This window comes from Microbacterium sp. CFBP 8794 (assembly GCF_014841235.1).
In the GTDB taxonomy this organism is placed as follows: domain Bacteria; phylum Actinomycetota; class Actinomycetes; order Actinomycetales; family Microbacteriaceae; genus Microbacterium.
The window spans coordinates 79,511-102,616 of sequence record NZ_JACYTT010000003.1 but is presented as its reverse complement, the minus strand read 5'-3'; the positions used below and the strand labels follow the sequence as shown (position 1 = coordinate 102,616).

24 protein-coding genes are annotated in these 23,106 nt (G+C 71.3%); 13 read left to right on the top strand and 11 right to left on the bottom strand.

Features of this window, described 5'->3' with window-relative positions:
• Positions 1-100: 100 nt before the first annotated feature.
• A complete protein-coding gene (locus IFU19_RS07930) occupies positions 101-487 on the bottom strand; it encodes a DUF1304 family protein (protein ID WP_192013771.1) in 387 nt (128 codons plus the stop codon).
• 37 nt (positions 488-524) lie between these two features.
• Here IFU19_RS07930 and IFU19_RS07925 point away from each other — a divergent pair, with 37 nt between their 5' ends.
• The 8 genes from IFU19_RS07925 (at position 525) to IFU19_RS07890 (ending at position 9,200) form a co-directional block, all read left to right on the top strand.
• Positions 525-1,247, top strand: coding sequence for a LysR family substrate-binding domain-containing protein (locus tag IFU19_RS07925; RefSeq protein WP_192013395.1), 723 nt, complete (start codon positions 525-527; stop codon positions 1,245-1,247).
• A gap of 71 nt (positions 1,248-1,318) precedes the next feature.
• Entirely contained in the window at positions 1,319-3,316 is a 1,998-nt protein-coding gene (locus IFU19_RS07920; RefSeq protein ID WP_192013394.1) for a CocE/NonD family hydrolase, read from the top strand.
• A 157-nt stretch (positions 3,317-3,473) separates the two neighbouring features.
• Positions 3,474-4,613: an ABC transporter substrate-binding protein gene (locus IFU19_RS07915; protein ID WP_055833486.1), complete on the top strand. Its 1,140-nt coding sequence runs from the start codon at positions 3,474-3,476 to the stop codon at positions 4,611-4,613.
• Positions 4,610-5,527 (top strand): ABC transporter permease subunit, encoded by a 918-nt coding sequence (locus IFU19_RS07910; protein ID WP_192013393.1) that lies wholly within the window; start codon positions 4,610-4,612, stop codon positions 5,525-5,527. Before IFU19_RS07915 ends, IFU19_RS07910 begins: the two co-directional genes overlap by 4 nt.
• Positions 5,524-6,327: an ABC transporter permease gene (locus tag IFU19_RS07905; RefSeq protein WP_055833479.1), complete on the top strand. Its 804-nt coding sequence runs from the start codon at positions 5,524-5,526 to the stop codon at positions 6,325-6,327. Before IFU19_RS07910 ends, IFU19_RS07905 begins: the two co-directional genes overlap by 4 nt.
• Positions 6,324-7,448, top strand: coding sequence for an ABC transporter ATP-binding protein (locus IFU19_RS07900; RefSeq protein WP_192013392.1), 1,125 nt, complete (start codon positions 6,324-6,326; stop codon positions 7,446-7,448). The genes IFU19_RS07905 and IFU19_RS07900 overlap by 4 nt, the downstream gene beginning before the upstream one ends.
• A 79-nt stretch (positions 7,449-7,527) precedes the next feature.
• Positions 7,528-8,256, top strand: coding sequence for a glutamine amidotransferase-related protein (locus IFU19_RS07895; RefSeq protein WP_055835801.1), 729 nt, complete (start codon positions 7,528-7,530; stop codon positions 8,254-8,256).
• A gap of 128 nt (positions 8,257-8,384) precedes the next feature.
• Positions 8,385-9,200 carry a tryptophan-rich sensory protein gene (locus tag IFU19_RS07890; protein ID WP_192013391.1) on the top strand — a complete coding sequence of 272 codons (816 nt, stop codon included), beginning with the start codon at positions 8,385-8,387 and terminating at the stop codon, positions 9,198-9,200.
• Between the two features lie 144 nt (positions 9,201-9,344).
• Here the strand turns inward: IFU19_RS07890 and treZ are convergent, their stop codons facing one another.
• The 7 genes from treZ to IFU19_RS07855 form a co-directional block, all read right to left on the bottom strand.
• Positions 9,345-11,096, bottom strand: a complete 1,752-nt coding sequence (gene treZ, locus IFU19_RS07885) for a malto-oligosyltrehalose trehalohydrolase (protein ID WP_192013390.1) — start codon at positions 11,094-11,096, stop codon at positions 9,345-9,347.
• Between the two features lie 85 nt (positions 11,097-11,181).
• Positions 11,182-13,587 (bottom strand): malto-oligosyltrehalose synthase, encoded by a 2,406-nt coding sequence (gene treY / locus IFU19_RS07880; protein WP_192013389.1) that lies wholly within the window; start codon positions 13,585-13,587, stop codon positions 11,182-11,184.
• Between the two features lie 5 nt (positions 13,588-13,592).
• Positions 13,593-15,815: a glycogen debranching protein GlgX gene (gene glgX, locus IFU19_RS07875; protein ID WP_235561570.1), complete on the bottom strand. Its 2,223-nt coding sequence runs from the start codon at positions 15,813-15,815 to the stop codon at positions 13,593-13,595.
• A 79-nt stretch (positions 15,816-15,894) separates the two neighbouring features.
• Positions 15,895-16,383, bottom strand: coding sequence for a glutaminase (locus tag IFU19_RS07870; protein WP_192013388.1), 489 nt, complete (start codon positions 16,381-16,383; stop codon positions 15,895-15,897).
• Entirely contained in the window at positions 16,380-17,231 is an 852-nt protein-coding gene (locus IFU19_RS07865; RefSeq protein WP_192013387.1) for a transposase, read from the bottom strand. The genes IFU19_RS07870 and IFU19_RS07865 overlap by 4 nt, the downstream gene beginning before the upstream one ends.
• Positions 17,232-17,252: 21 nt before the next feature.
• A complete protein-coding gene (locus IFU19_RS07860; protein ID WP_055833460.1) occupies positions 17,253-17,930 on the bottom strand; it encodes a GTP pyrophosphokinase in 678 nt (225 codons plus the stop codon).
• Between the two features lie 43 nt (positions 17,931-17,973).
• Complete coding sequence (locus IFU19_RS07855; protein WP_156458694.1) at positions 17,974-18,114, bottom strand: hypothetical protein; 141 nt, start codon at positions 18,112-18,114, stop codon at positions 17,974-17,976.
• 116 nt (positions 18,115-18,230) lie between these two features.
• On the opposite strand from IFU19_RS07855, the gene IFU19_RS07850 reads away from it, so the two are divergent.
• A complete protein-coding gene (locus tag IFU19_RS07850) occupies positions 18,231-18,569 on the top strand; it encodes a DUF7882 family protein (protein WP_055833458.1) in 339 nt (112 codons plus the stop codon).
• Between the two features lie 40 nt (positions 18,570-18,609).
• On the opposite strand, the gene IFU19_RS07845 is transcribed toward IFU19_RS07850, so the two are convergent.
• The gene (locus IFU19_RS07845) at positions 18,610-18,927 is read right to left on the bottom strand and encodes a DUF7882 family protein (RefSeq protein ID WP_055833454.1); all 318 of its coding nucleotides are present in this window, start codon (positions 18,925-18,927) and stop codon (positions 18,610-18,612) included.
• Positions 18,928-19,039: 112 nt separating this feature from the next.
• On the opposite strand from IFU19_RS07845, the gene IFU19_RS07840 reads away from it, so the two are divergent.
• Positions 19,040-19,351, top strand: coding sequence for a DUF7882 family protein (locus IFU19_RS07840; RefSeq protein ID WP_055833451.1), 312 nt, complete (start codon positions 19,040-19,042; stop codon positions 19,349-19,351).
• Between the two features lie 63 nt (positions 19,352-19,414).
• Here the strand turns inward: IFU19_RS07840 and IFU19_RS07835 are convergent, their stop codons facing one another.
• Entirely contained in the window at positions 19,415-19,942 is a 528-nt protein-coding gene (locus IFU19_RS07835) for a MarR family winged helix-turn-helix transcriptional regulator (RefSeq protein ID WP_055833449.1), read from the bottom strand.
• A 135-nt stretch (positions 19,943-20,077) separates the two neighbouring features.
• Here IFU19_RS07835 and IFU19_RS07830 point away from each other — a divergent pair, with 135 nt between their 5' ends.
• Positions 20,078-20,566 carry a MarR family winged helix-turn-helix transcriptional regulator gene (locus IFU19_RS07830; RefSeq protein WP_055935875.1) on the top strand — a complete coding sequence of 163 codons (489 nt, stop codon included), beginning with the start codon at positions 20,078-20,080 and terminating at the stop codon, positions 20,564-20,566.
• Between the two features lie 40 nt (positions 20,567-20,606).
• Here IFU19_RS07830 and IFU19_RS07825 read toward each other — a convergent pair whose 3' ends face one another.
• Entirely contained in the window at positions 20,607-20,846 is a 240-nt protein-coding gene (locus IFU19_RS07825; protein ID WP_192013386.1) for a DUF3072 domain-containing protein, read from the bottom strand.
• A gap of 79 nt (positions 20,847-20,925) precedes the next feature.
• Here IFU19_RS07825 and IFU19_RS07820 point away from each other — a divergent pair, with 79 nt between their 5' ends.
• Positions 20,926-21,891: an alpha/beta fold hydrolase gene (locus tag IFU19_RS07820; protein ID WP_055833440.1), complete on the top strand. Its 966-nt coding sequence runs from the start codon at positions 20,926-20,928 to the stop codon at positions 21,889-21,891.
• A 99-nt stretch (positions 21,892-21,990) separates the two neighbouring features.
• On the top strand, positions 21,991-23,094 hold the full coding sequence (locus IFU19_RS07815; RefSeq protein ID WP_192013385.1) for an FUSC family protein: 1,104 nt from the start codon (positions 21,991-21,993) through the stop codon (positions 23,092-23,094).
• Positions 23,095-23,106 lie beyond the last annotated feature (12 nt).

Genomic DNA, 23,106 nt, shown 5'->3' with positions numbered 1-23,106 from the left:
CCGTTTCATCGGCATCCACGACCCGCACGACTTCTCGGAGCGTGCGGGTTTTCGTGTGCCCGACGGGCTCGGCCGCCGTCGGCTCCGCGCCGGCGAGAGCTCAGGCGAGGAACGTCAGCACGAGCCCGATGAGAGGCAGGGTGCCCTGCATCACCGCGGGGCGCAGGTTCTTGCGGCCCGTGCTCACGAGCACCAGGGCCGCGGCCAGCATCGAGCCGAGCGAGAAGGCCAGAAGGGTGCGTCCGACCGGGTCGCCGATTCCGCTGACGACCCAGACGATGATCCCGATGATCGCGCCGATCGCCAGGAACAGGTTGTAGAAGCCCTGGTTGTAGGCCATCGACTTCGTGATCTCAGCGGTCTGCTGGTCGGGAATGCCGAAGACCTTCCGCGTACGGGGGTTCGTCCAGCGCACGCTCTCGAGCACGAAGATGTACACGTGCAGCAGGGCCGCGAGTCCCGCGACGACGAGCGCCAGAATACCGATCACGCTCTCACGTTACTCCCGCGGCTAGCCTGGAGTCATGGTCAACGGCAAGGGCTCTCGGGGACGCGGCGGCGCGCCCCGGCGCGGCGGACCCGCCCGTCCCGTCGCCGCGGGCCGCGCACGACCCGCGAAGAAGAGTGTCGCCCGCCCGACCCCGCCCCCTCGGGAGGAGCCGCGCACCTTCGTCCTGGGCGCCGTCCCCGGCGCGACGCCCGGCAAGTGGATCGATCTGTGGCGTGAACGCATGCCCCACGTCTCGCTGGCGCTTCGAGAGATCACGGTCGAGCACCAGCGCGCGGCCATCGACGACCTCGATGCCGCCCTGGTGCGCCTGCCTCTGGCGGCATCCGAGGACCTGCACGTGATCGAGCTCTACGAGGAGCAGCCGGTCGTGGTGATGTCCACGGATTCCGAGCTCACCGCCGCCGACGAGCTCGCGCTCGCCGACCTCGCGGGGCAGGTGGTCATCGCCGCGGCCGATGACGTCTTGCACGTCATCGTCCCGGATGCCGTGCCCCCCGCGTTCGCGCCCCCCGGCGACACCGCCCAGGCGATCGCCACCGTCGCCACCGGCGTGGGTGTGGTGATCGTGCCGATGTCCCTCGCTCGCGCGCACCGTCGTCGCGACGTGGAGTACCGGGTCCTGCGGGGCGGACCCGTGTCCACGGTCGCGCTGGCCTGGCTGCGGGAGAACACGACGCCCGATGTCGAGGCGTTCGTGGGCGTCGTGCGGGGCCGCACGGCGCGTTCCTCCCGCTGAGCCGAGGCCGCTCGCGGTCTCGCATCCGCGCATCCGCCGCGCGATAACCTGCGGGGGAAAAGGGAGTGGGAATGCGGGGTCGAACGGCCGGGCTCATCGTCACGTCGAGCGTGGTGATGACGCTGCTCTGGGCGGGCGGTGCGTCCGCGGCGACCCCCGACCTCGACATCGCGCCGACACCCGCGGCATCCATTGCCCCGGCGACGCCGACGACGACGACCTCCGCCTCCGACGTGGCCTCCGGCGTCACGCACGCGCAGAACCCCTCCGTCCCCGAGGGCGCGGTGTGGACCGAGCAGTACCTGCCCTCGCCCGCCGCCCCCACCGACGGCGACCCCGTCGAGCTACACGCCGACGTGCTGCGGCCGGCGCACCTGCCTCCGGATGCGCGCACCCCCGTCATCCTCTCGATCGGTCCCTACTTCTCGCACAGCGGCGCCGCCGCCGACGAGCACCGGCCCTTCACCGGTCCGACACAGCGCCATCGCGCGCTCATCGACGAGGGCGGCCTCCTGGCCGCCGGGTACACGATGGTCTTCGTCGACCTGCGCGGTTTCGGCGGCAGCACCGGGTGCCTCGACTTCGCCGGTCCGGGTGAGCAGGCCGACGTGACGGCGGCCGTCGAGTGGGCGGCGAGCGCCGCCTGGTCGACGGGCAGGGTCGGGATGTACGGGAAGTCCTACGACGCGATGACGGGCCTGATGGGGGTGGCCGCGCGTCCCGCCGGCCTCGCCGCCGTCGTCAGTCAGGAACCGGTGTGGGATCCGTACTCGTACCTGTGGGAGAACGGCATCCCGACCGAGAACAATCGGGCCACGCCCGAGGCGTACCTGCAGATGGCCGCCCTTCCCGGCATCGCGACCCCGGGACACGTCGACGGCCTCGTCATCCCGCCCGACACCGACCGCTACCGCGACAACGCCACCTACGAGAAACGTCACCCCGAGTGCGCGACGTCGCTGCTCGCCGACACCCTCGTCGCCGAGCGCGCGTCACCCGAATGGGCCGCGCGCGATCTCGCGAGCCGGGCGGAGGGGTCGACGGTACCGCTGCTGTTCACCCAGGGCTGGACCGAGCGCAACACCCGCGCCGACGGACTGGTCGACGTCGTCGACGGTCTGGAAGGGCCGGTGTCGGCCTGGGCGGGGCCGTGGGACCACGTCGCCGGAAACGACGTCGACTCCGCCGGTCGCCTGCAGATGGGGCGCGCCGACTGGTTCGGCGAGGTGCGCGCGTTCTTCGACGCCCACCTTCGCGACGAGGAGGGTCCCGCGCCCTCGTTCGCCCTGCAGGACAACCTCGGGCGCTGGCGGACCCAGGCGGAGTGGCCGGGGACGACGCGCGAGGTCACGTCCGCCCTCGCCCCCGCGCAGTACGTCGACACGGGCGAGGGCGCCGGTGCTCTGCCCGACGGCGACGACGGCGACGGGTCGTTCTTCGGAACGGCGCCGCGAACCGCCGAAACGCTCGGTGCCTCGCAGACGCTGTCGGTCCCCGTCGCCGAGGAGACGCGCCTGACGGGCAGCGCCGAGGTGGTGCTGCAGACGCGCGGCGAGGGTGCGGCGCATGTTCGGCTGTGGGACGTCGGTGTCGACGGCATCCCGACCCTCATCGACGAGACCCTCACCCCGGTGGATGCCGGCGGCACGACCTCCGTCACCCTCCGCGCCCTCGACTGGACGCTGTCGGCGGGGCACGCCGCGCTGCTGACGGTGGGGACGACGGACTCCCTCCTCTGGCGGCCCTCCCCTCGCGACACCACCGTCACGATCGACGGCGGCACCCTGACCCTGCACGCGCAGGGCACGTCGGCCGATGTGCCGACCGCCGGGGATCGGGCCCCCTTCCTCGACGCCTACCTCGCGGACGCCCGGTGGCCGGTGGCGATCGGCGCGGTCGCACCGAGCTTCTCGCTGGCGGACCCGGTCCCCTCCCCCACGGCGGCCACGGGCGGGGAACTCGCCCGCTCCGGTGGGGAGCTCTCGTCGGCGGCCGCGCTCTGGGCGATCGCCGCCCTCGCACTGGGCGCCGCGCTGGTGCGCCGTCGCGCGACGCGTTCCTCCCGCTGAGCACCGCCCGACGCCCTCGCCTCGTCCCCCATCCGTTTCGACGGCGGACGAGCCGAGTTCACCCGTCCCGCTCCGAATGGTCACGGGCCGCCCATAGCTTTCCTCCGTCTCGTATCGGCGTCCCCGTCGATCCCCCGAGAGACACGAGAGGAAATCCATGTCATTCCCGCGCCTTTCCCCCGGCCGGTCCATCGCCGGTATCGCCCTCGTCACCGTCGCGGCTCTATCGCTCGCCGGGTGCGCCGGCGGCAGCTCCGCCTCCTCGTCCGAGGGTGGCGTCGACGCCGCCACGGCCACGAGCCTCGCCGATTTCGGAACCCTCACCGACCTCGAGGCGGCCGCGAAGGCCGAGGGCCAGCTCAACGTCATCGCGCTGCCGCGCACGTGGGCCAACTACGGCGAGATCCTCGACCTGTTCGCCGAGCGGTACCCCGAGATCACGATCAACGAGCAGTCGCCCGACGTGTCCAGCGCCGAGGAGATCCAGGCGGCCACGGCCAACCAGGGCCTCGACACCGCCCCCGACGTCTTCGACCTCGGTCTCGCCGTCGCCCTGCAGAACACCGACTCCTTCGCCGCCTACAAGGTCGCGACCTTTGACGAGATCCCCGACGCGCTCAAAGAGAGCTCGGGCCTGTTCGTCGGCGACTACGGCGGGTACATGTCGGTCGGCTACGACTCCGCCCGCTTCCCCGCGCCCAGCCAGCTGAGCGACCTGCTCAAGCCGGCCTACAAGGGCGCCGTGGCCATCAACGGCGACCCGACGCAGGCGGGCTCGGCCTTCGCGGCCGTCGGCCTGGCGACGGTTCAGCAGAAGGGAACGCTCGACGACTTCACGCCCGGCATCGACTTCTTCGGGCAGCTCAACGCCGCCGGGAACTTCCTCAAGGTCGACCCGACCGACGCCACCATCGCCAGCGGCGAGACCCCGGTCGTCTTCGACTGGGACTACCTCAACGCCGCCCAGGCCTCGGCCGTTCCCACCTGGAAGACCGTCGTGCTCCCCGGCACCGGTTACGCCGGCTACTACAACCAGGCCATCAACAAGGATGCGCCGAACCCGGCCGCAGCGCGTCTGTGGCAGGAGTTCCTGTACAGCGACGACGTGCAGAACCTGTGGCTCAAGGGCGGCGCGCGTCCGGCCCGCATGGAGGCCATGACCTCGGCCGGCACGATCGACGCGACCCTCGCCGCAGCCCTGCCCGCCGCCCCCGACGACACCGTCGTGCCCACCGAGGCGCAGTCCACGGCCGCCGGCGAGACGCTCGGGCAGAAGTGGGCGACGGCGCTGCAGTGACCGTCCTTCACCAGGTCGTCGCCCCCGCGGCGCCGGAGCCCTCCGCTCCGGCGCCGCGGGGTGCGGCGCGCCGCAGCTGGGCCTGGCTGGGGCTGCTCCCCTTCGTCGCCTATGTCGCGCTGCTCCTGGCCCTGCCCACGGTGCTCGCCGTGGCGTCGGGGTTCGTCGACGGCGACGGGGCGTTCACCCTCGCCAACCTCGCCGCTCTGGGCGACCCGCTGGTGGTGACCACCTTCGTCAACTCTGCGGCGCTGTCGCTCGTCACCGCGATCGTGGGGGCGATCGTGGGAGCGCTGGTGTGCCTGGCCCTGCTGGGGCTCCCCGAGACGGGGGCGATCCGCACGGCCGTCGACGCGGCATCCGGAGTCCTCGCCCAGTTCGGCGGCGTCATGCTCGCCTTCGTGCTGATCGCCGCGATCGGGGCGCAGGGAGTGGTGACGGTGTTCGTGCGGCAGCTGACCGGCATCGCGTTCTACGAGAACGGCGTGTGGTTGTACGACCTGCCGGGCGTCGCGCTGGCCTACCTCATCTTCCAGGTGCCGCTCATGATCATCACGTTCATGCCCGCCCTCGCCGCGCTGAGGCCGCAGTGGGTGGAGGCGCACCTGGCCCTCGGCGGAACCCGCGCCGGCTTCTGGCGACACGTGGGGATGCCGGTGCTCGCCCCCTCGTTCCTGGCGAGCCTGCTGCTGCTGTTCGCCAACGCCTTCTCGTCGTACGCGACCGCCGCCGCCCTCGCCAGCCAGGGGTCGCAGATCGTCCCGCTGCAGATCCGCACCGCGTTGACCAGCGAGACGGTCCTCGGGCGCGAGAACCTCGCGGGCGCCCTCGCGCTCGGCATGATCGTGGTCGTGGCCATCGCCATGGCGCTGTACTCGCTCGTCCAGCGTCGCGCGGCGAGGTGGCAGTCGTGAACCCCCTCGCTCCCCCGCGCGCGGTGCGCGTGATCATCGGCCTCGTCGTCGGCGTGGTGTTCGCCGTCCCCTTCGTGGCCACGGTGCTCTTCACCCTGACCCCGCTGCCGGGCGGCTCGGGCCTCTCTCTCGACCGGTGGGCCGGCCTGTTCGACCCCGCCAACGCCGCCAAGTACCGCCCCGTCTGGACGGGCCTCGGCAACTCCCTGCTCCTCGCGGGGGTGACCGTGCTGCTGGTGGTGGGGCTGTTCACCCCGACCATGGTGCTGGTGGCGCTCGCGTTCCCGCGCCTGCGACGCGTCTTCGAGTTCGTCGCCCTGCTGCCGATCTCGCTGCCCGCGATCGTGCTCGTGGTGGGGCTGACCCCCATCTATCTGCAGATAGGTCGCACTCTCGGGACCGGGGCCTGGACGCTCGCCTTCGCGTACGGCATCCTCGTGCTCCCCTTCGCCTACCGCTCGATCCAGGCCTCGATCGACGCCATCGACGTCACGACCCTCGCCGAGGCCGCGCGCACCCTCGGCGCCGGCTGGGGTTCCGTGCTGCTGCGCGTGATCGTGCCGAATCTGCGGCAGGGCCTGCTCGCCGCCGCGCTCATCTCGGTGGCGGTGGTGCTGGGCGAGTTCACGATCGCCTCGCTGCTGAACCGTCAGACCCTGCAGACGGCCCTCGTGGTCGTCAACAAGCAAGACGGCTGGGTCGCCGCCATCTTCACCCTGCTCGCACTGGCGTTCGCGTTCGTGCTGCTCCTCGTCATCGGCCGCGTCGGACGCATCGGCGCCGGAAGGAAGACCCCATGACCGCCGCCGACACCCCCATCCGGACGCTCCCCGACGCCGCCGCGAGCACCCTCGCCACCGGCACCCGCGCGGGGGTCGAACTGCGCGGCGTCGTCAAGGAGTACGGATCCACCCGCGTGCTGCACGGCGTCGACCTCGACGTCGCCCCCGGGGAGTTCGTCTCGCTGCTCGGGCCCTCGGGCTGCGGCAAGACCACGGCGCTGCGCGTGCTCGCGGGACTCGAGCACGCCGACAACGGCGAGGTGCGCATCGGCGGGCGCGACGTGTCGCGCGTGCCCACGAACAAGCGCGACATCGGCATGGTGTTCCAGTCGTACTCCCTGTTCCCGCACCTGCGGGTGCTCGACAACACGGCGTTCGGACTGCGCCGCCGCGGGGTCGGCGCGACCGAGGCCCGCCGGCGCGCGAGCGATGCCCTCGACCTCGTCGGGCTCGGCCACCTCGGCGATCGATACGCCCACCAGCTCTCGGGCGGTCAGCAGCAGCGCGTGGCCCTCGCCCGCGCTCTGGTGACCGAGCCGCGTGTGCTGCTGCTCGACGAGCCCCTCTCGGCCCTCGACGCCAAGGTGCGGGTGCAGCTGCGCGACGAGATCCGCCGCATCCAGCTGCGGTTGGGCACCACGACCGTCTTCGTCACGCACGACCAGGAGGAGGCCCTGGCGGTGTCGGACCGGGTCGCCGTGATGGGCGCCGGTCGCATCCTGCAGGTGGGGAGCCCCGAAGACCTCTACTCGCGGCCCGCCGGCGCCGAGGTCGCGGCGTTCGTGGGAGCGTCGAGCGTGGTGCCCGGGATCGTCTCCGCGGGGACGGTGTCGGTCTGGGGTCAGCAGCTGCCGCTGCTCGCCCCCGCCCCCGACGGCCCGTGCGAGGTGTTCGTGCGCCCCGAGAACGTGCGCGTGGTGGCGCCCGGCGACTCCGGCGTCGACGCGGTCGTCGAATCCAGCACGTTCCTCGGGAGCATGCGGCGCTCGATGCTGCGCGTGGACGACGGGACGGGCGTGCACGTGCAGCACCCCGCCGAGGTGCGTCTCACGCCCGGCGACCGCGTGCGGATCCGGGTCGACGCGGTGCCCGCACTGACCCGACCCGTCACGTCGTCGTCGGCCCCGGTCGGCGGCTGACCCGGGCGGGCGGCGCGATCGCGTGTCGCCGTATGTCCAGGGCCTGCCCGCCGCGCACTCACCCGCATACAATTTCGGGATGACCGCACGCCTGCTCTACGTCTGCGCCCGGCCGCAGCGCACGGCGGCTGCGGCCGAGTGGGCGTCGTTCCGCGACGGCCTGGGCGTCGGCGACGACGACCTCATCCACCACGACCTGGTGCGTCATCCCCTTCCCGACGACCTCGACCGCTTCGCTGCCGTGGTCGTGGGCGGCAGCCCCTTCAACGTCACCGACCCCGACAAGACCGACGCGCAGCGCCGGCTCGAAGGCGACCTCGAGCGTCTGGCCGCGACGGCGATCGAGGGGCGCACGAACGCGCTGTTCACCTGCTTCGGCATCGGAGTGGTCACGCGCCTGCTCGGCGGGGAGGTCACGCTGATGCACCCCGAGGGCACCGGACCGACCGACATCACCCTGACCGCGGCCGGTCGCGACGACGAACTCTTCGGCATCCTGAGTCCGCGGTTCGAGGCCTTGACCGCCCACAAAGAGGGCACCGCGAGCGTGCCGCCCACCGCCACTCTGCTCGCCGAGAACGACGCCTGCCCCGTGCAGGCCTACCGCGCGGGTGCGGGGCTGTGGGCGACGCAGTTCCACCCCGAGCCCACGGCCGACGCTTTCGTGGCGCGCATGGTCGTCTACCGCGATGCGGGCTATTTCGACGCCGACGCCTTCGACGAGGTCTCGGCGCACGTGCGCACCGCCTCGGTCGAGCAGCCCACCCGGCTGCTGCGTTCCTTCGCCGCCCGCGTCGTCTCGGCCTGACCGGGCCGCACCCGAGCTCCTCGGCATCCCGTTCCGCGCGGTCGGGCCGTGCCGCCCCGCGTCGATACCGGATGCCGTGATGTCAAGCCCGATGCGTAAAACTCGCTAGCTTATCTAGTCTTCTAGACATGAACGCCTCCACACCATCACGCGGGGTCGACCTCGCACGCCAGATCGTCGTCCTCTCCGCGCTGTCGTTCATGCTCATCGCGGCGGTCATCGGAGCCGGAGCCTTCGGCAACTCCGCCGTCGAGGACCAGCAGGGCGGCGCACTCGACACCGACGGTTCGTATCTCGCCCCCGCCGGCCCCGCCTTCTCGATCTGGTCGCTCATCTACCTCGGACTGATCGTCTACGCGATCTGGCAGGCCCTCCCCCGACAGCGCGCGAATCCGCGCCAGCGGGCGCTCGGCTGGCTCATCGCCCTCACCATGACGCTGAACGGGCTGTGGCTGGTCACCGCGCGCTTCGGCACGCTGTTCCTCACGGTCGTCGTGATCGTGCTGCTGCTCGCCGCCCTCGGGTGGACCTTCCGCGTCGCCGTCGCCACGCGCGAGCCCCGCGGCGGAGTGGTCGATTCGGTGCTGATCGACGGTGTCACGGGCCTTCACCTGGGCTGGGTCACCCTCGCCACCGTCGCGAACACGGCCGCCTGGCTCACCACCGTCGTCCCGCCCAGCTGGGAGCAGGGGGCGGATGCCATCGGCATCACCGTTCTGATCGTGGTGGCCCTCATCGGACTCGCCATCGCGTGGCGCAGCTCCTGGCGCGTGGCCCCGGCCCTGGCCCTGGCCTGGGGTCTCGGCTGGCTCGCGGTCGAGCGCTTCACGGGCTCCCCGCAGAGCACGCCGATCGGAATCACCGCGATCATCGTGGCCGTCGTCGTGCTGCTGGTGCCGGTGGCCGTGAGCGGCATGCGACTGCTGCGCCCGAGCATCGACTGACACCGCGGCCGTGGCGTCGGCGGTGCGCCTCCGCGTGGACCGCTCCGGCCTCCCGCCCGGGCACACGGGACGCAGCTCGCTCGAGGTCTGAGCCGCGCACGATGACGGCCCCATCCCGCGCGGGGATGGGGCCGTCGTGGTGTCTTACCGCGCGGGGGCGACGATCGCGCTGGCTCCCGCGGGCACCGTCAGCGTGTCGCGGTCGAGCACCACGCCCTCGGTCGTCGCGAGCAGCACGCGGGCCTCGCGGGCCACGGATGCCGTGATCTCGACTTCGGACAGGTTCACGATCACCGAGAGGTCGTGGCGCCGCAGCTCGTAGACGCGACCGCCCGACGCCTCGCGGGTCGACGCCGACAGTCCCTCGCGGGAGGGGTCGGTGAGCTCGGGACGCTCGCGGCGCAGTTTCGCCAGCTCGCGGTACAGGCCCAGCAGCTGCGCGTGATCGCCCTCGCCGACCTCGTCCCAGTCGAGGTTCGAGTTCTCGAAGGTCGACGGGTCCTGCGGGTCGGGGACGGTGGATTCGTCCCAGCCCATCTTCTCGAACTCGGCGATGCGCCCCTCGGCGGTGGCCTTGCCGAGCTCGGGCTCGGGGTGCGAGGTGAAGAACTGCCACGGGGTGGTCGCGCCCCACTCCTCGCCCATGAACAGCATGGGCGTGCCGGGCGCCGTCAGCGTCAGCACGGCGGCCGCCGCGAGGCGGTCGTAGGGCAGCGACTGCGACAGCCGGGCGCCGGCGGCCCGGTTGCCGATCTGGTCGTGGTCCTGGGCGAAGGTGACCAGGCGCCAGTTGGGCACGGCATCCGGAATGGGGTGACCGTGCTTCTCCTCGCGGAAGGTGGAGTAGCTGCCGTCGTGGAAGAAGCCGCCCTCCGAGACCTTCTCGAACGCGTCGAGCGCCGCGAAGTCCTCGTAGTACCCGATGGTCTCGCCGGTCAGCGCGACGTGCGCGGTGTGGTGCCAGTCGTCCGACCACTGCGCGGTGAGGCCGTAGCCCCCGGCCTCGCGCGGCAGGATCAGCTTCGGGTCGTTCATGTCGCTCTCGGCGATGGTCGTGAGCGGCAGGCCGCGGTGCGCCGACAGGGCGTCGGTGCGCTCGGCGATCTCCTGCAGCACGTGCACCGGGCGGTGATCGAGCAGCGCGTGCACGGCATCCAGGCGCAGGCCGTCGACGTGGTAGTCACTCATCCACATCAGGGCGTTCTCGACGATGTAGGAGCGGACCGCGTCCTCGTCGAGGTTGACCGAGTCGCCCCACGTGTTGCGGCTGCCCTCGCGCAGGTACTCGCCGAACTCGGGCAGGTAGTTGCCCGAGGGGCCGAGGTGGTTGTAGACGACGTCCTGGATGACGGCGAGCCCCGCCGCGTGAGCCGCGTCGACGAAGCGCTGGTACGCCTCGGGTCCGCCGTAGGCCTCGTGCACGGTGTACCAGAGCACCCCGTCGTATCCCCAGTTCCAGGTGCCGTTGAAGCCGTTGACGGGCAGCAGCTCGACGTGGGTCACCCCCAGGTCGACGAGGTGCTCGAGGCGGCCGATCGCGGCATCCAGGGTCCCCTCGGGGGTGAACGTCCCCAGGTGCAGCTCGTAGATCAGGCCGCCCGCGAGCTGCTTGCCCGTCCAGGCGGTGTCGTTCCACGTGTAGACCGACGGGTCGAACCACGCCGAGGCCTCGTGCACGCCGCCGGGCTGGCGGCGCGAGCGCGGGTCGGGACGCAGGTCGTCGCCGTCGCCCAGCACGAAGCCGTAGCGTTCGCCGTCGGCGAGGCGCGTCGGAGCCGTCCACCAGCCGCCGTCACCGGCCGCCATCTCGATGTCCTCGACGACGGTGTCGCCGCTGTCGTCGAGCCGGCGCAGCCGCACCCGCGTGCTCTTCGGTGCCCAGACGGCAATGCTCATGAGGTCGTTCCTTACGCGTGAGGTGCCAAGAAGTGTCGCTTCGGGGGCGCGTGAGGCGACGATTCTCGGCGCCTCACGCGGGAGGTCAGCGGACCAGGAGGGCGACGGGGTACGTCGCGAGCAGGGCCGACAGAGGGGTGGGGCCGCCGGGGAACTCGCGGCCGGTCAGCACGTCGGTGACCGGCGTCTCGGGCAGCAGCAACACGGTGTCGCCCCAGCCTCCGCGCTCGGCCAGGCCCCACGGCAGACGGGTCGCCACGGCGAACACTCCGCCGCGGTCCAGGGCGACGACGTGATCGGATGCCACTCCCGCGGCCTCGAGCGCCCGGTACACGTCGAGGGGCTTCTCGCGCCGCACGCGCAGGGCGCGCGAGGTCACGAGCAGCTTGGCCGCGCCCGTCTCATCGACCGCGGGGCTTGCGGCACCCTCGGCGTCGATCGAGGCGAGCAGTCGGCGACGCTCGGCGAAGTCCACCGCGCGGCGGTTGTCGGGGTCGACGAGCGACTGCTCCCACAGCTCCGAGCCCTGGTACACGTCGGGCACACCCGCGCCGAGGAGCTGCAGCAGCTTGGCCGAGAGGCCGTTCGACCAGCCCGCGGCCGAGATCTCGTCGACGAACGCGCGCACGCGGTCGGCAGCGCGACCGGTGGCCGCGTCGACCAGGGCGTGCATGCGCTCCTCGAAGGCCTCGTCCTGCTCCCACCAGCCGGTGACCTCCGACGCCTCGCGCGCGGCCTTCTCGGCGTACGCGTGCAGACGCTCGCGGTACTCCGACAGCCCGTGACGCGTGGACGCCGTGGCGGGCCACGCTCCGACGATGGCCTGCCACAGCAGGGCGTCGAAGGGCCCGTGCCCGGTCGAGGCGATGCCGCGGAACTCCTCGAGCACCTCGGCCCAGCGCTCGGGGATCTCGGCGAGCACCGCGATGCGGGCACGCGTGTCCTCGCCGCGCTTGGTGTCGTGGGTCGAGAGCGTCGTCATCGCGGTCGGCCACGAGGCGTGCCGCGCGGCCTGCGCCGCGTGGAAGCCGGCGACGTCGAGCGAGAACTGCCCGGGGTCGCCGCCCACCTCGGTGAGCGAGCCGAGACGCGTGAAGCGGTAGAACGCCGTGTCTTCGACGCCCTTCGCCATCACGGGCCCGGTGGTCTGCTGGAAACGCCAGGCGATCTCGAGCGCGGTGTCGGCGAGTGCGGGCACGAGCTTCTCGATCACGTCCCCCAGCTCGGGGCGGCGCACCTCGGCCTCGCCCGCGGCGGCGTCGAGGTGCGCGCGACCGGCGGGGAGGTACGAGCGGTAGGTCGGGAAGCACGCGAGGATCTCGGCCAGGGCGTCCTGCAGCACCTCGACCTCGAACTCCTCGCGGAGCGGCGCGGGAAGGCCGCGCACGATCCGGCGGATCTCCGACACCTGGATGGAGTCGGCGATCTTTCGCTTGGTGTCGTGGATGAGGTCGTGCCAGCCGGTCAGCGGTGCGAGATCGCTGGCGGTACGCAGTCGCGCATCGAGGGCGTCGAGCGCCGCCTCTCCGGCGGGGTCGGTGAGCACGCGGTCGATCTCGGCGAGGGCGTCGTATCCGGTGGTCCCGGCCGTCTTCCACCACGAGGGCAGGGCTTCGCCGTGCTCGAGGATCTTCTCCACGAGCACGTACCCGGCATCCGGGCCGCCGGCCTCGGAGAGAGCGGCCGCGAGCTGGTCGAGGTAGCCGCCCGGGTCGACGAGGCCGTCGGGGTGGTCCACGCGCAGGCCGTCGGCGAGGCCCTCGCGCACCCAGCGGAGGATCTCGGCGTGGGTCGCCTGGAACACCTCGGGCCGTTCGACGCGCACGCCCGCGAGGGTCGTGACGGCGAAGAAACGGCGGTAGTTGAGCTCGGCCGCCTCGTCCTGCCAGAACCGCAGCTCGAAGTTCTGCGCGTCGAGCAGCGCCTCGATGGCATCGCGCGAGCCCGAGGCCGCGGCATCCGTCCCCGTTCCCGGTGCGACCGGGAAGGCGTGGTCGTAGTACCGGATGAGCCCGTCGGGGGCGTCGTCGGCCGGTGTGGGGTCGTACGAGATCTCGTCGATGACCGCGTCGAGGTGGTCGCCGAGCACCGGCACGCGCACCTTGCCGCCACCGAACTCCCAGTCGATGTCGAAGGCGGTCGCGTGCGCCGAGGCGCGCCCCTGACGCAGCACGTCCCACCACCAGGCGTTCGAGCGCGGCTCCGAGACGCCCATGTGGTTGGGCACGATGTCGATCAGGATGCCGAGCCCTTCGGCGCGCGCCGCGGCGGCGAAGCGGTCGAGACCCTCCGCACCTCCGCGGGCGGGATCGACGCGCGTGACGTCGACGACGTCGTAGCCGTGGTCGGAGCCGGGGGTGGCCTCGAGGATCGGCGAGAGGTACGCCCACGAGACCCCGAGGTCACGGAGATATCCCGTGACCTCGGCGGCGTCGTCGAGGGTGAACGATTCGCGGATCTGCAGGCGGTAGGTCGAAAGCGGATGCCGCATGTCGCTCACAGCTCCGGCTTGGGTGCTTGACCTGGCAGGTCGTCGTTGCCGATGACCTGGATCTGCGCCGTGAGCGAGGCCGCGACCGAGTGGTCGATCTCGGGCTCGGGAAGGTGGTGCTCGCGCAGCACCATGAGCGACTTGGGCTCCAGCGGCAGCGTCTCGCCGGGGTTGAGCGGCTCGGTGTTGGCCCGCTCGCCCGCCGTGTCGACGTAGGCGTCCCACTTGGGGGCGTACTCGAAGTCGGGAAGCCGGAAGTCGACTTTGTCGTCACCCGCGTTGAAGAGCACGAGGAAGTGGTCGTCGCTGATCGACTCGCCGCGACGGTCGCGCTCGCGGATCCCCTGGCCGTTGAGGAACACGCCGACCGCGAGCCCGAAGCCGTTGTCCCAGTCCTCGGGCTGCATGAGTGAGCCGTCAGGACGCAGCCACACCACGTCGGGGATGGGAGCGCCTTCCTCCATCTTCACGGGGCGGCCGTCGAAGAACCGGCTGCGTCGGAAGGTGGGGTGCTGCTTACGCAGACGCGCGAGGGCGGCGGTGAACTCGATGAGCGGGGTGTCGATGTTCGACCAGTCCACCCACGTGATCTCGTTGTCCTGGGCGTACCCGTTGTTGTTGCCGCCCTGCGTGCGACCGAGCTCGTCGCCGTGCAGCAGCATGGGCACACCCTGGCTCAGCAGAAGCGTCGCGATGAAGTTGCGCTGCTGCTGCGCGCGACGCTTCAACACATCGGGGTCGTCGGTCGACCCCTCGACGCCCATGTTGCTCGAGCGGTTGTGCGATTCGCCGTCGTTGTTGTCTTCGCCGTTGGCGTCGTTGTGCTTCTCGTTGTACGACACGAGGTCGCGGAGCGTGAAGCCGTCGTGCGCGGTGACGAAGTTGATGGATGCCACCGGGAACCGACCGGAGTGCTCGTACAGGTCGGCCGAACCTGTGAGGCGCGAGGCGAACTCCGCGAGGGCCTGCGGCTCGCCGCGCCAGAAGTCGCGGACGGTGTCGCGGTACTTGCCGTTCCACTCGGTCCACTGGGGCGGGAAGTTCCCGACCTGGTACCCGCCGGGGCCCACGTCCCACGGCTCGGCGATCAGCTTGACCTGCGAGACCACCGGATCCTGCTGCACGAGCTCGAAGAAGGTGGCGAGCTTGTCGACCTCGTAGAACTCGCGAGCGAGAGTCGAGGCGAGGTCGAAGCGGAAGCCGTCGACGTGCATCTCGAGTACCCAGTAGCGCAGCGAGTCCATGATCAGCTGCAGCGTGTGGGGGTTGCCCACGTTCATGCTGTTGCCGGTGCCGGTGTAGTCGGTGTAGTAGCGCTTGTCGTCGTCTTCGAGGCGGTAGTAGGCCTCGTTGTCGATGCCGCGCATCGAGAGGGTGGGGCCCATGTGGTTGCCCTCGGCGGTGTGGTTGTAGACCACGTCGAGGATGACCTCGATGCCCGCCGCGTGCAGTGCCTTGACCATGGCCTTGAACTCCTGCACCTGCTGACCGTGGTCACCGGTCGAGGAGTAGGTGTTCTGCGGAGCGAGGAACGCGATGGTGTTGTAGCCCCAGTAGTTCGACAGACCCTTCTCTTCCAGAGTGGAGTCGTTGACGAACTGGTGCACCGGCATGAGCTCGATGGCGGTGATGCCGAGCTTCTTCAGGTGGTCGATGACGGCCGGGTGCGCGATGCCGGCGTAGGTGCCGCGCAGTTCCTCGGGCACGTCGGGGTGCAGCTGGGTGAGACCGCGCACGTGGGCCTCGTAGATGAAGCTCTCGGCGTACGGGATCTTGGGCTGGCGATCGCCCGACCAGTCGAAGAACGGGTTGACGACCACGCCCTTCATCATGTGCGGGGCGGAGTCCTCGTCGTTGAACGAGTCGGGGTCGCCGAATTCGTAGCTGAAGACCGGCTGGCCCCAGTCGATCTGCCCCTCGACGGCTTTGGCGTACGGGTCGAGCAGGAGCTTGCTCGCGTTGTAGCGCTTGCCGCTGGCCGGGTCGTACTCCCCGTGCACGCGGTAGCCGTACCGCTGTCCGGGCTGGATGTTGGGGAGGTAGCCGTGCCACACGAACGCGTCGACGTCCACGAGCTCGAAGCGCGTCTCCGTTCCGTCTTCTTCGAAGAAGCAGAGCTCGACGCGCTCCGCTCCTTCACTGAACAGGGCGAAGTTCGTCCCGTTACCGTCGTAAGTGGCCCCGAGGGGATAACTGGATCCTGGCCATACCTGCTGCACGTCGCTCACGATAGACCAGCGTCGCTCGCGGAACAGACCGGGGACGCGAGAGTTGACACCCGGCGAACCCCCGACTATGCGCGGGGCGTCACGCGCGCTCGGGTGGATGACGCAACAGCTCGATGCGCTCCTCGAGGTATCGGGCGAGCGGCTGGTATCCCCCGGCCGCGCTCCAGCGCACGAGCGCCTCTCCCCCGCGGACGGCGAGGGGGCTCGATGCCGCATCGAGGGCGGCGAGGTCGATGGGGTGCCACCCGATGTGCACCGTCTCACCCTCGGGCACTCCGCCGCGCGCCGCCGCCGCCGACAGCTCGGCGCGGCGGCGTTGCGATTCGGCGGCGAAACCGCGGCGCACCTCTTCGTGCGCGCGCACGATGTCGCCCGTGGCGAGCACGCCGTCGTCGATCACGAGCAGCACCCCGAGGTGCCACGCCGTCCCGCGCTGCGCGATGCGCGCCGCACGCGGGATGCCGAGCAACCGCCGCCCCTCCTGCAGTTCCCCGATGCGCTCGCGCGGGGCGTCGGTCAGGCGCCGACGCGCGGCGTCGAGGATCGCCGTCACCGTGGACTCGCTCATGCGCCCTCTCCATCATCGCTCGCAGCTTCCGCCCGTTCGAGCGCTCGGGCCGCCGACCGAGCGGTCTCGACGGCCAAGGCGCGCTCGCCCTCACGCGCATCGACCGCGGCGGCCGCGGCCGCGGCGTCGGCCTCCGCCCGCTTGAGGTCGGCGCGCAGCGCGTCGACCCGCTCGTTCGCCCGATCGGCCTTCTCTCGCGCCGAGTCCAGCCGCTTGTCGGCGCCGGCCAGGTCGCGATCGGCCTCGGCGCGCGCACGCTCGGCTTCGCGCACGGCCCGCTCGGCGGCTTTGCGCGCGCGTCGGGCCGCGAGATCGTCGCGCGGACCGGCGGCGGGCACCACGCCGGGGACCGACCCGGCGACCGCGGCCCCCAAGGCATCGGACTCGAGATCGGCCAGGTCGACGGGCGCCACGAGCCGTCCCGTCAGTACGGCCGCCGCGACCGTGGAATCGACGACGGCGGCGTTGATGGTCTTCTGCACCGCGTCGACCATCGCGCCGCTCAGCGGCGTGCCCTCCGCGGCGGCGAGCTCTCCCGCGCGCCGGGCGAGGGCGGTGACGAGCTGACGCCGCTGACGTCCGAGGCGGGCGAGTTCCGCGGCATCCAGGTCGTCCTGCGCCTCGTGCAGAGCGCGGGAGAGCTCCACGGCCTCGCCCAGCTGCCCGTCGCGCACGAGCAGGTTGACCGCCCACGCGGCGACCGTGGGTTTGCGCAGTCGCGCGATGCGGCGACCGACCGGTCCCGCCACGTCGGCGGCTCGCGCATTACGGGCCGCGGTGAATCGCGCGGGCGGCAGGACGAGCAGTTCGGCTGCGACCTCGTCGAGGAGGCCGGCGTCGTCGCTCATCGTTCCATTCTGACGGGCTCGTCAGAGCGAGACCACCCCCGGCTGCGCTCCGCGGATCTCGCGGTGCAGCCGTTCCATGCGCGCGTCGAGCTCGGCCGCGGTGTCGGCGGCGTTCTTCAGCTCGGCGAGCAGATCGTCGGGCACGAGTCGGTCGTACTTGTAGTAGATCTTGTGCTCGAGGCTGGCCCAGAAGTCCATCGCGATGGTGCGGAACTGCACCTCGACGGGAACGTCGACCCGGCCGGTCGAGAGGTACACGGGCACCTCGACGATCACGTGCAGACTCTTGTAGCCGTTGGCCTTGGGCTCGGCGATGTAGTCCTTCACCTCGCGCACGGTGATGTCGTCCTGCCGGGTGAGCAGGTCGGACAAGCGGTAGGCGTCATCGACGAAGCTGCAGGTGATGCGGATGCCGGCGATGTCGGTGATCGCTGCGCGGATCGAGTCGAAGTCGGTCTCGACGCCCTTGCGCCGCACCTTGTCGACCAGGCTGTCGGGTGACTTCACCCGGCTCGACACGTGCTCGATCGGGTTGTAGGCGTGCATCTCTTGGAACTCTTCGCGCAGGATCGAGATCTTTGTCTCGACCTCGGCCAGCCCGAAGCGGTACTCCATGAGGAACCGTTGGAAATCGTCCCTCAGGGCTCGCAACGCCGCACCCGAGACGGTGATCTGCTGTTCGTCCAGCGAGTCCGTCATGACCTCGACGTTATCCAGCGCGCCTACGAGGGCCCTGGGAGCATCAGCGGCGTGGCGGCTCCGAGGCGCGGGGGACGAGCTCGCCGTCGATGACGTCGATGCCGATGAGTCCGTCGAAGACGTGGGGGAGATCGTCGGATTCGTCGCCGGGTTCCGGGTGCCAAGGCGTGGGGGGATGAGTCATGGCGCCCTCCTTCCGTGAAGGTCCCACGATCTCAGGGGCACCCCGTCCCGTCCGGCGGTCTTGACACCGGGCAATCCTCGGCGTATCCGGCGAGACCCTCGCGTATCGTGGGCCGCATGGGGACCATTCATTACGGCGGAAGCGGCACGATCGTCCACATCGAGGATCGCGCGCTCGCGCATCTCAAGGTCGTGATCTCGACGAAGCTCCGTCGTGGCGAGAGCTTCACGCTCTCGTGGCGTCACCGCGACGACGAGGAGCGCGGCCGCAGCACGCTGTGGCTGCACCCGGCCATTCCCTTGCGCTTCGTCTTCGACGAGGCGGAACCCACGATGCTGAGTCGCGAGTGGATCGAGCGGCTGGCCGAATCGGCGAACTCCTCGGGCGGCATCATGCTCGTCGCCGAAGACATCGCGCCGTCCGCCGAGGCCGACGCCTCGTCATCGGCGCACTGAACGCGCCCGACCCGCGGCACTCTCGGCGCCGCGCCGACGATCAGCCCTCTTCGACGCCCGCGTCTTCGCTGGGCTCGGGCGTGATGGCCAGGCCGTTGGGTCCGGATGCCGCGAGCATGAGGTCTTCGACCCACACGCGGTTGATGCGGGGCTGACGGCTCCCGTAGAAGTGGAACTGGATGGGCACCGACGGGTGCATCCAGAAGCTGCGGCGGCCACTGCCGTCACCGACCTCGACGTCGAACATGAACGATTCCGAGCGGCGCAGCTTGTTCATCACGACGATGCGCAGGTGTGCGAGCGTGCGGTCATCGATGTCGACGGCGTTCGCGACGGTGTCGTAGATGAATCTGCCCATGCGTCCGAGCCTAGCCGAGGAACGCAGAGCGGCATCCGCCATCCGGTGCCACGGCGCGGGGCGGTGAGGCAACCCCGACGGGCTCCACGCTCCACACGACTAGCGTGAGCGTGTGGGAACGCTTTACTACGGAGACGCCGCGACACCGATCGACATCGAGGATCGCGCGCTCGCGCACCTCAAGGTGGTCATCGCCACCAAGCTCCGCCGTGGCGAGAGCTTCACGCTGTCGTGGACGCACGGTCCGGGGCAGGACGTGGGTCGCAGCACGGTGTGGCTGCACCCGTCGATCCCCCTGCGCTTCGTCTTCGACGAGCCGGAGCCGGCGTTGCTGAGCCGCGCGTGGGTCGAAGACCTGGCGAACTCCGCGAACTCCTCGGGCGGCCTCCTGCTGGTGCCCGAGCCGGAGCACCCGGGGTCCTGACCCGGACCGGCGGACTGCCGCCCGGATGCCGCGAGCGTCACCCCGCTGACGTCGGTCGGCGACTCACCGCTCGGAGTCGACCGGTTCCGGGTGCGGATCGACCTGGTCGACGGCATCCTGCAGGCGGCCGAGGCACGCGATGACCGCGGCGCTCTCTTCCGGCGTCATGTCGACGACGGCGCTCATCATGCGGGAGTGCATCGTCCCGAGCGTCGCGCGCACCTCGTCGTCGCTGGCCGCGGTGGCGACGATGAAGATGCTGCGCCGGTCGGTGGGGTGGGGCGTGCGGGTGACGTGGCCGGACTTCTCGAGACGGTCGACGATGGCGGTCGTCGACGCCGTCGAGACACCGAGGTACCGCGTCAGCTCACTCGGTGAGACCTGACGCTGCTGTCCGGCGGCCCGCAGCAGGTAGCGCAGCACGAGGAGCTCGTTCTCGCCCATCGACATCGACTCGCGGGTGCGTCGGCGCATCGCCACCTCGGCAGCGCGGTACACGCGGAAGGCCTGCAGCACCTCGATGGCGCGTCGGCGACGATCCTCGTCCGCGGCGCCGTACCAATAGCGCGTTTCGCCCGAGTCGTTCTCCACCTGGGCATCCTATGACAGGGAATCGCCCAGCCCCCTGCCCCTGCGCGAGGCGGACAGCTACCATGGTTAGTAGCGAGGCTGTCTACTTGATCGGCCTCGGAGACACTAGGCCGCCGAGAGATCGCGGGAGGCGAGATGGAAGACACCACGTCGGCAGACGACGTCGTCAAGGCCCTCACCGACCTCACCGAGTCCGGGGTCGCCTCCGAGCGGGCCGCACTCCAGTCGCTCGGCATCGGCCCCAACGACGCCAAGGTGCTGCGGTTCCTGCTGCAGCGCGACGCCGACGACGCCCCCGTCACGCCGCGTCTGCTGGCCGAGATGCTGGGCATCTCGTCGGCGGCGACCACCGCCCTCATCGATCGACTGGCCGAAGCCGGGTGGGTGGAGCGCGGACCGTACCCGGGCGACCGCCGTTCGATCGTCGTGCGCGAGACCATCGACGCCGACTCCCCCGCCCGCCGCGTGCTGGCGGTGCGCCACTCCTCGGCTTCCGCGGCCGCCGGGCGTCTGGGTGCCGCCGAGCGGCGCATCGTGGCCGACTTCCTCGACGACATCGCCCGCGGTGAGACCCACGACATCGACGAGCTGCGGCTCCACGACAGAGCGTCCCGCACGACCTGACCAGCAGGTCGGACGGGACGCCCGGGTCGCGAGGCGACCGTCAGTTGGTGGAGCGGCCGGTCTCGGCCTGCAGACGCTCGATCTGCTCCGACGCCTCGGCCTTGTTCAGGTCGGCGGGGATCTCCTCGCCGGCTTCGCGTGCCAGCGTGTCGAGGTAGCTGCGCTGCGGGGCGGTCATCGGCTCGTCGCCGGTGATCCAGTCCGAGGGGTCCTTCTCGGCGGGGTTGTCGCTGTCGCGGACGGCACCCAGGGTCTCTTCTTCTCGGGAGGAATCGCTCATGGGTCGAGGCTAGGCCGACGCGGTCGACACGGCCCCCGGGATTGACAGAGCGCCCAGGCGAGTACGGCATCCTGGATCGATGCCCCGCGACCCGAGACCCGCCGACGTCCAGGTCGAGACCTATCGGCGCGGCGACGCGCGAACCAGGGTCACCCGCGTATCCAGCGGGGCCACGACGGGGCGCTCGTTCGTGCTCGTGGCCGGCATCGGGGTGGCATCGACGTACTTCGAGTTCCTCGCACCGCTGCTCGCGAACGAGGGCGACGTCTTCGCCCTCGACCTGCCGGGCTTCGGCGGGGTCCCCGCGTCGGGGGAGCAGCCCACCGCCTCCTTCTTCGCCGACCAGGTCGAGGGGGTGCTCGACCACTACGACCTCGACGACCCCGTGCTCATCGGGCACTCGATGGGCACGCAGGTGGTCACCGAAGTGCTCGCGCGGCGGCCTGACCTCTCGCACGCGGTGCTCGTGAGTCCCGTCGTCGACGAGAGCGAGGCCCACGCCCTCACCCAAGCGGTGCGTTTCGTGCAGTCGACGCTGCGCGAGTCCGTGCACATCGCGTTGCTGGCGGTGTCGGCCTACCTGTTGTGCGGGTTCCTCTACTTCTTCGAGACGTTGCCGCACATGCTGCGCTACCGCATCTCGGACCGCATCGGTGCGGCTCACGCGACCCTGCTGCTCGTGCGCGGCGAGTTCGACCGCCCCTCGCCGCGCCGGCTGCATTCGCGTCTGGTCGCCCGCGCCCGCTCCGCGCGCCGGTGGGAGATCGAGGGGGCCGCGCACTGCGTCGTGAACAGTCACGCCGTCGGCGTGGCCGACCTGGTCGTGCGGCACGTGCGCGACGAGCTGGCGGCGAAGGGCCGGATGCCGGCGGCCGACGCCGTGGTTCCCCCGGCCTCGCACGCCGACGTGCGCATGGTGCTCGGCGCCATGGCCAGCCGCGCCGCCGAGTGGGTCAGCGCGGCACGCAAAGACGAGACGGGCGTGGAGAAGGCCAAGGCGCGCCACACCCGGGTGCTGTGGGAGGCCTACCGCCCACGCAGCTGAGGGGTACCTCGCCCGCCGCGCCACGGCAACCCCCGCGACCGCGCGTCGCGACGCCCGCAGGATGGGTTCGGTGTCGACTCGCCCGCGCACTCATCGCTCATGAGATTGTCCCCGTCCCTCGATCCGCGACGGTGGTGGTCCGACGCGGTCACCCCCGACCGCCTCCTGCTGGCCGCCAAGACCGCTGCGGCGGCCGCCCTCGCCTGGTATCTCGCGCCCCTCGTGCCCTTCGCGCAGAGCGAGTACTCGTACTACGCCCCGCTGGGCGTGCTCGTCAGCATGTACCCCACCGTCGCCCGCTCCGCCTCGAGCGGGGTGCAGGCGGTCGTCGGTCTCGCGCTGGGCATCGGGCTGGGCCTCGCGAGCCTCGCCGTGGTGGGAGCGGGCCTGCCGCGCATCGTGGCGGTCGCGGTCGTCATCCTGATCGGCGTGCTGCTGGCCGGCGTACGCGCGCTCGGCGTCGGCCGCGACTGGGTGGCCATCGCGGGACTCTTCGTGCTGCTGCTGGGCGGCGCCGACCCCGACGGCTACTCGTCGTCGTACCTGATGACGATGGCCTTCGGCGTCGTGGTCGGTGTGGTGGTGAACCTCGTGGTGGTGCCCCCGCTGCGGGTGCAGCGGGCCGACGACCGGCTGGGCCACCTGCGCGATGCTCTCGGCGACGCCCTGCGCGCGATCGCCGATTCGCTCGCCGGTCACGCCTTCGACCCCGCCGCCGCCGACGCGGCCTCGGAGGGTCTCACCGGCACCCTCGCCGACGTGAAAGAAGAGGTCGAGCTCGCCGACGAGAGTCGCCGGTACAACCCCCGCGGCCGGCGCCTGCAGGCTCCGCGTGACCTGAACCGCCGTCGCCTCGACGCCCTCACCGGCATCGCCGACGCCACCCGCGAGTTGGCGGCGGCCCTCGGCCGCCTGACCGCCGGGCCCGACGTCGACACGCGTCTGCCCCCGGACGCCCGGCTCGCGCTCGCCCAGGCCATCGAGAGCGTGTCGCACCTGGCCGTCACTCCGCCCGACCCGCAGAGCACGGGCCCGCAGCTGCACGAGGCCGAAACGGCGCTCACGGGGTACACCGATCGGCTGCGTGAGCTCGCGGCCGACGAGGAGCCCCTCGACGCGTGGGAGGCCGCGGTGAGCCTGCGCCGCGTGATCGCCGCGTGCGGCCCCTTCTCCGACCCCGACGCCGACACCGCGACGCGCTGACGGGGGCCTCGC